Source organism: Sphingomonas larreae, from assembly GCF_051400595.1.
Classification (GTDB): Bacteria; Pseudomonadota; Alphaproteobacteria; order Sphingomonadales; family Sphingomonadaceae; genus Sphingomonas.
On sequence record NZ_JBLFFI010000008.1, the window covers coordinates 107,991 to 114,769 of the forward strand.

At 66.9% G+C, this 6,779-nt stretch carries 7 protein-coding genes; 4 read left to right on the plus strand and 3 right to left on the minus strand.

All coding sequences use genetic code 11. From position 1 onward, the window contains the following. Window positions 1-5: 5 nt before the first annotated feature. The 3 genes from ACMGDM_RS19205 to ACMGDM_RS19215 all read right to left on the minus strand — a co-directional run bounded on the left by ACMGDM_RS19205 (window position 6) and on the right by ACMGDM_RS19215 (window position 2,084). On the minus strand, window positions 6-482 hold the full coding sequence (locus ACMGDM_RS19205; RefSeq protein WP_436805734.1) for a serine hydrolase domain-containing protein: 477 nt from the start codon (window positions 480-482) through the stop codon (window positions 6-8). Next, window positions 479-1,480: an alpha/beta fold hydrolase gene (locus ACMGDM_RS19210; protein WP_436805735.1), complete on the minus strand. Its 1,002-nt coding sequence runs from the start codon at window positions 1,478-1,480 to the stop codon at window positions 479-481. The genes ACMGDM_RS19205 and ACMGDM_RS19210 overlap by 4 nt, the downstream gene beginning before the upstream one ends. Window positions 1,481-1,694: 214 nt before the next feature. Then, window positions 1,695-2,084, minus strand: a complete 390-nt coding sequence (locus ACMGDM_RS19215) for a DUF4174 domain-containing protein (protein ID WP_436805736.1) — start codon at window positions 2,082-2,084, stop codon at window positions 1,695-1,697. Window positions 2,085-2,984: 900 nt separating this feature from the next. Between ACMGDM_RS19215 and ACMGDM_RS19220 the strand changes: the two genes are divergently transcribed. From ACMGDM_RS19220 to ACMGDM_RS19235, 4 genes are all read left to right on the plus strand, one after another. Continuing rightward, complete coding sequence (locus tag ACMGDM_RS19220) at window positions 2,985-3,416, plus strand: MarR family winged helix-turn-helix transcriptional regulator (RefSeq protein WP_436805737.1); 432 nt, start codon at window positions 2,985-2,987, stop codon at window positions 3,414-3,416. Between the two features lie 64 nt (window positions 3,417-3,480). Then, window positions 3,481-3,993, plus strand: a complete 513-nt coding sequence (locus ACMGDM_RS19225) for a (2Fe-2S)-binding protein (RefSeq protein ID WP_436805738.1) — start codon at window positions 3,481-3,483, stop codon at window positions 3,991-3,993. After that, window positions 3,990-4,973: an FAD binding domain-containing protein gene (locus tag ACMGDM_RS19230; protein WP_436805739.1), complete on the plus strand. Its 984-nt coding sequence runs from the start codon at window positions 3,990-3,992 to the stop codon at window positions 4,971-4,973. The genes ACMGDM_RS19225 and ACMGDM_RS19230 overlap by 4 nt, the downstream gene beginning before the upstream one ends. Further along, on the plus strand, window positions 4,970-6,779 hold a 1,810-nt coding region (locus tag ACMGDM_RS19235), incomplete at its 3' end, for a xanthine dehydrogenase family protein molybdopterin-binding subunit (protein WP_436805740.1). The genes ACMGDM_RS19230 and ACMGDM_RS19235, both read left to right, overlap by 4 nt.

Sequence of the window (6,779 nt, forward strand, 5' to 3'; positions counted from 1 at the left end):
CGAACTTAGTTGCGGCTGGACACCCAGCGCCCGTAATTCTCGCCCGACGTCCGCTCGAGCCCCGCGCGCATCGTCAGCAAGTCCTCGACGGTCAGCCGGGTAAGACGCGGGTCCGGATCGGGAGGTGCATTGCTGCCGAGCACCGACAGCACGAGCTGATCGACGTCGGTTAGCGCGCCTTTCGCGATCGCGATCCCGACCAGCGCGGACAGGACCGACTTGGACGCGGACTTGATATTAACCGGCCGATCGAGCGGCGGCCCGCCGTTAAACCGCTGCTCAGCCAGCACTTGCCCGTCGCGGAGAACCAGTTGCGAGCGGAGCCGGGGAAGACGACGGGCCTTGGCGATGGTGTCGGCAAGGATGGCGCTGTCCAGGCCGCGCGTCTTAACCGGGCTGGATACGACCGCTTGCCGTGGCGCAGGTGCAGCATCGCAACCGCTGGCGAGGAGGAGCGCCAGCGCGCAGGCATATCGCTTCACGGCGTCATCGCAGAGCGAAGCGACTGCAGGAACTCGGCGGGCGCTTCGACCTGCGGCGAGTGGCCGAGATCGTCCAGGCGGATGAGGCGGGCGCCCGGGATGCGCTTCACCGCCTCCTCTGCGGCCTGCGGCACCGTGCGGATGCGTGCGCGCCGATCCTCGGGCGCGCTGTTGGCGCGAAAGGCGGTCAGGTCGCGCTGGCCGATGATGAGCGTAGTCGGCACCGCTAGGCGCGTCAGCTCGGCCGCGACCGGCTGGATTTGGATCATATCGGACAGACGGGCCTGTGCGTCGCGCACCGTCTCGCCATCGGGGCTGGCATATTGCCCGGCCAGCATGGCAACCCAGCGATCATAGGCCGGCCGCCAGACCCCATGATAATAGTTGCGAAGCTGATAGGCCTTGATCGACGCCGCGTTGGTCTTGGCTTCCTCGGTGCGAAGCTTGCCGAGGTCGGTATAGGGCACGCCCTCACTCAGCGTGTCGTTGAGGCCGAGCGGGTTGACCAGCACCAGCTTCGCGACCCGCTCAGGGTACAGGAGCGCGAAGCGCGTGGCGAGAATGCCGCCGGTCGAATGGCCGACCAGCACGACCTTGCCGGCTCCGGCCCGGTCAAGCAGTGCCGTGGTCAGCGCGGCCATGGCATGGAAGCTGTACTGATAGCCGGTCGGCTTGGACGATTTGCAGAAGCCGATCTGGTCCGGTGCGATGACGCGATAGCCCGCCGCCGTCAGTCCGCGCGCGGTGTCGCCCCAGGTCGCGGCGCAGAAGTTCTTGCCGTGGAGCAGGACGACCGTCGTGCCGTTGGGCGTGGTGGCCGCCGGCCAGTCGAGAAAGGCCATGCGAATCGGATGGCCCTGTGACTCCGCCTCGAACCAGTGCACGGGGGCCGGATAGTCGAACCGCTCCAGATTGACGCCCAGCGGCTCGGTTTGCGCACTGGCGGTGGTCGAGAGCATGGCCGAGCAGGCGAGGGCGGAGAGCAAGCGATTACGCATCAGGGGGTAACACCGGTCGCCACGTCGATATCCTCAACCCATAACGCCAGTACATGTCAAAGCGCTGGATTAAGCGGCTGACATGAATGAACGGCAGGTTTCGGACTGCGCGAAAAGCCCGTGAATGGTCGAAAGTGGGTCTTCGCGTGTCAGTATCGATTATGCGGTCGCTCTCAAGGAAGTGACCTGATCTCGTGCTCGAGCTGAAGGTGGGCTAGCGCTTGCCGCCGCGACGCATCGGCATCGCGTCGATCACTTCTTCAAGCGTGGCGGCAGCGATCGGTCGTGTTCCGCGCAGCTTGCTGCCGCCATCCTTGCCGATCAAGACGACCGCAAAATTGGCGGTCGGCAATCTGTAACGTTGCCGGAGCATGGCCGCCGAATTGCTCACTCCCACTACGTTGTCCCCTACAACTTCGACGATGGTAATGTCGCGCTCCGCCGCGCCCGATCTCCATCGAGCGATGATGCGGCGTTGGTCGTTGAGCGAGGGATCGTTTGCATTGGGCGCGCTGACCAGCAGCACACGCTTCCCCCACTTCATCGCAGAGATACTTGCGGAGTCCGCTGCCATCAGCGACACGGTCATGAGCAGCTTCGACATGATCATCCATCAAGAACGCGCGGTGGCATCCGACGTTTCGTCCGGGCAACAGCACGTGAGGATTAACCATCTCGCGAAGCGATCGTAGGCCACCCTGTCAGGCGGTACGTGTCTCGTCTGTTCGGACAGTATCAGTATGGCAACGTGCTTTCGGGCAGGAAAGTGCCGTTAAACCGGTGAGTAGCTTCGGCACCGGAGACCTGAACAAGCGTCCGCTAACGGATGAGCCTCGCACGATCTGAGTGACCGAACGTGGGTCCTCGGCACGAGAGGCGAGGGAGTCGCAAGCCGCTCAAAAGCGGCGGGGCCGCATCTCTCAGATCATGGGCGTTCGAGATCGAACTGCCTCCCTGTTGCGGACACGGCTGATCGCGCCATACTGCTGGAATGAAGGCGGCATCAATCCTTTGGTCTAACGTCATTGGCATGACCTGCGGACTCATGGCTGGCCTGCTCGTGTTTTGCACGGCGGGAGCGTGGGTCCTCTTCGCGCTTTTCTGGGTCTGTAATCCGTCTCACCGCCTTCACCCCGATCTTGATCCCTGCTCAGACCTGCTGATGGCCGCGGTGGTGCTTGCAGTTGCGCTTACGTGCTTGGCTGTTGCGGCGATTGGGTTCGTTGTTACGCGCCGAGTCGCTCGGCGATGGTTTAGGCAGTAGCCAGCTCTCGCGAGAGTTGGGCGTCGGCTATCCCTCCTAGACCCGACCAAGCGAGCGGTTTTGCGGCGCGACACGCGTGTCGGCCGCGGAGATGAATGGGCGTCCGAAGTTGGAAGCCAAGCAGGGCGTTGGGAGTGACCACTCTTGGGTCTCGGCGCAGCGCCAGGACCTTGTAGCTTCCATACGGCGGAGAGAGGAGGGTGCTGGTCACGGTAGCTCACCGGGCGCTATGCCCCGAGGATGTCTACTCCGTCTGACGCAGAGCTCGCGGCCCTAAGCGAGATCTTCGACCTCTTCACGCGCCGCTACAAGCTTGCCGAGGCGCTCGGTGCGGAGAAGCCGCTCAACGAGCTCGACAAGCAGGTGCTGGTTTTTGTCGGGCGGCACCCTGATTGCGGCCCGACCGACATATCGCGGTTTCTCGGCGTACCGACCACGACGATCTCCTCCTCTAGCGACCGGCTCGTCAAGCGCGACTTGATCGAGCGTCATCGCCCCGAACATGATCGTCGCGCGGTGTCGCTGCGGCTCACTCCGACGGGCCAGTCGCGCGTGGACGCGCTACAAGCGTCCTACGGTGATCTGCATCGGCGCATGCTCGAGCCGCTCACCATCACCGAGCGCCGGCAGCTAATCGCGATGATGACGAAGATCCTTTCATCCGAGACTTGAATAGTGCGAACATCGCTGTATCTTAGGGTGGCGCATGAGGGGTGCGCGCTGCTGGGGATGAGCGATGGCGATCTTGGTCAACGGCGTCTCGGTCGCACCTCCGGCAGATGCGCGTATCTCTCTACTCGATCACCTACGCGAGCGGCTTCTCCTCACCGGCACGAAGCTGGGCTGTAACCAGGGCGCGTGCGGCGCCTGTACCGTCATCGTCGACGGCCAGCGCGTCCTCGCGTGCCTGACATTGGCTGCCCAGGCAGACGGCCGCTCGGTCACCACAATCGAGGGTCTCGCCGCTGACGGCGGTGACGCGACGCTCCACCCGCTTCAAGCCGCCTTCATTGCGCATGACGCGCTGCAGTGCGGCTATTGCACGCCGGGGCAGATCTGCGCCGCGTCTGCGATGCTCGACGAGATCGCCGCGGGCGTCCCCAGCTACGTCACCGCCGATCTCGCGGCCCCGCCGACGCTCTCGCGCGATGAGGTGCGGGAACGGATGAGCGGCAACCTGTGTCGCTGCGGCGCGCACAACGGCATCGTCGACGCGATCCTCGCAGTCGCGGCCGGGCGCCGACTGTGACCCCGGTAGGCTATCGTCGCCCCGATGGGACCGCGGATGCGATCCGCCTCGCCGGCGAAGAAGGTCATCGGCCGCTCGGCGGAGGGACGAACCTGATCGACCTGATGCGCAAGCAGATCGAGCATCCGACCACCCTCGTCGACGTGTCGGTACTGCCGGCGCCGATCGTGCGCGCGGCAGGGGGCGGGTTGGTCATCGGCGCGGCGGCGCGCAACAGCGCGGTCGCCGCGCACCCGCTCGTCCGCGCGCACTATCCGATGCTCTCGCGCGCGATCCTCGCGGGCGCCTCGGCGCAGGTGCGCAACATGGCGACGATCGGCGGCAACCTGCTCCAGCGCACGCGCTGCCTCTATTTCGCCGACGCGGCCGGATCGCGCTGCAATAAGCGCGCACCCGGCAGCGGATGCGACGCGCGCGGCGGCTTCACGCGCTACCATGCCATCCTCGGCACTTCCGCGTCGTGCGTCGCAACCCACCCGTCCGACATGGCGGTGGCGCTCGTCGCCCTCGATGCGCGGATCCACCTGGCCGGTGGGCAGGGCACGCGCTCGGTCGCGCTCGACGATCTCTACCGCCTGCCGGGTGACCGGCCCGACATCGAGACAGAGCTTCGGCCGGGCGAGCTCGTCGTCGCCCTTGAGTTGCCGCCTCCGCTGGTCGGCCCCGCCGCCTATCGCAAGGTACGCGACCGCGCGAGCTACGCGTTCGCCCTGGTGTCGGTCGCGGCGCAGCTGGCGATCGAGGACGGTCGTATCGCCGAGGCTCGGCTGGCGCTCGGCGGCCTTGCGCCGAAGCCATGGCGCGCGCGTCACGCCGAAGCTGTGCTGCTGGGCGAGCGACCAAGTGACGCGCTGTTTGCACGCGCCGCGGCGGCAGAGCTCGGGGCCGCGACTCCGCTGGATGGCAACGCGTTCAAGGTGCCGTTGGCTCAGCGGACGATCGTGGCGGTTCTCGCCGAGCTGAGTGGAGTGCGCGCATGAGCCGGGTGCAGAACGTCGTCGTTGATTCCGTCCGCACCGCGCTCGGCTGGGTGCCGGCGCAGTGGCTTCCAGGCGGCACGCCCGACCCGCTGATCGGCGCGCACGGCGAACTCGGTCGACAGGCGCCGCGCGTTGATGCTGAGCTTAAGGTGCGGGGTGACGCGCGCTTCTCCGCAGAAGTGGCGATGCCGGGGCTCTGCTACGCGGCGCTCGTGCACGCGACCGTGACGCGCGGCCGGATCGTCCGGATCGACACCGCGGCAGCGACGGCGGCACCGGGCGTGCTGCTGGTGGTCGACCATCGCAACATGCCGCGGGTGCGGACGCCGGGGCTGATCTCGATGACCGATCCGACCGCGACCGGGAACAGCAGCCTTCCGATCCTCCAGGACGACTGCGTCCACTATAACGGCCAGATCGTCGCCGCGGTGGTCGCCGAGACGCAGGAGCAGGCAGATCATGCCGCCACGCTGATCGCGATCGACTATGAGAAGGTGAAGGCCGAGACGCGCTTCGATGCCGCCAAGGCCGACGCGCGGATCATCCCCTCGCTGCTGATCGAGCGCAACCATCTCTCGCTCGGGCGCGCCGAGCGCGAGCTCGCCAGATCGGCGCATCGCGTCGACGAGCGATATCGCACGCAGTGGCAGAACCACAACGCGATCGAGCTGCATGCGCTGACCGTGGCATGGGAAGGTGAGCGCTTGACCGTGCACGACACGATCCAGATGGTCGCGGCCGAGGCGGCCTCGCTGGCGAAGACATTCGGCCTGAAACGCGAGCAGGTGCGCGTGCTGTCACCGTTCGTCGGCGGTGGATTCGGCGGCAAGGGCGTTTGGGACCATCAGATCGTCGCGGTCGCCGCGGCCCGCTTGGTAGGACGTCCGCTGCGACTCCAACTCAGCCGCGAGAGCGTCTACCGCATCATCGGCGGTCGCAGCGCCACCGAGCAGCGCGTCGCGATCGGTGCCGACGCGGACGGGTGCTTCACCGCGATCCTGCATGACGGCTGGTCGGTCATGCCTCCCTACGGCGCCTGTCCTGAGGCCTACACGCTGGGCACGCGAGCCGCCTATCGCGCGCGCAGCTTCGAGATCCTGCAGCGCCACGTTGATCTCGCGGTCGTGCCAAATACCTTCATGCGCGCACCCGGCGAAGCAATCGGGACCTTCGCGCTGGAGAGCGCGGTCGACGAGCTAGCGCATGCGATTGGGCTCGATCCTGTCGAGCTGCGGCTGCGCAACCTGCCGGATCGTCACCCCGTCAGCGGCGCACCTTTCTCGCAACACGCGCCCGAGCAATCGTGGCGTCGCGGCGCGACACGGTTCGGCTGGGCCGCGCGCGCCGCGGCGCCGGGCACGCGACGTGAGGGCGAGTGGCGGATTGGCATGGGCTGTGGCGGAGGCTCGTTCCCCTATGTCCGCATGCCCGGCGGTGCGGTGCGGCTGACGCTGCGGCGGGACGGCACCGCGCATCTCGCCTGTTCGGCGCAGGAGATGGGGATGGGCACCGCGACCGTCATGGCACAACAGCTGGCCGATCGTCTCGGCCTGCCATTGGCGTCGGTTTCGGTCGAGATTGGCGACAGCGACCTACCCGCCGCGCCGATGGCGGGCGGCTCGGCACAGACGGTGTCGTTGGCCGGGGCGATCTTGGCAGCGGCGGAGAAGCTGCTTCCCGACCTGCTGCGACTGGCGGGAAATGACAGCCCGCTCGCCGGGCTGCGGGCCGGCGAGGTGCAATGGACGGAGGGCGGCTTGGCGGGCGTCCGGGAGAGAGAGCGTCACGAGACGTTCCGCTCGGTGC

Coding starts and splice junctions, on each gene's coding strand:
- ACMGDM_RS19210 (WP_436805735.1), bottom strand. CDS start 1,480: ATGCGTAATCGCTTGCTCTCCGCCCTCGCCTGCTCGGCCATGCTCTCG.
- ACMGDM_RS19215 (WP_436805736.1), bottom strand. CDS start 2,084: ATGTCGAAGCTGCTCATGACCGTGTCGCTGATGGCAGCGGACTCCGCA.
- ACMGDM_RS19220 (WP_436805737.1), top strand. CDS start 2,985: ATGTCTACTCCGTCTGACGCAGAGCTCGCGGCCCTAAGCGAGATCTTC.
- ACMGDM_RS19225 (WP_436805738.1), top strand. CDS start 3,481: ATGGCGATCTTGGTCAACGGCGTCTCGGTCGCACCTCCGGCAGATGCG.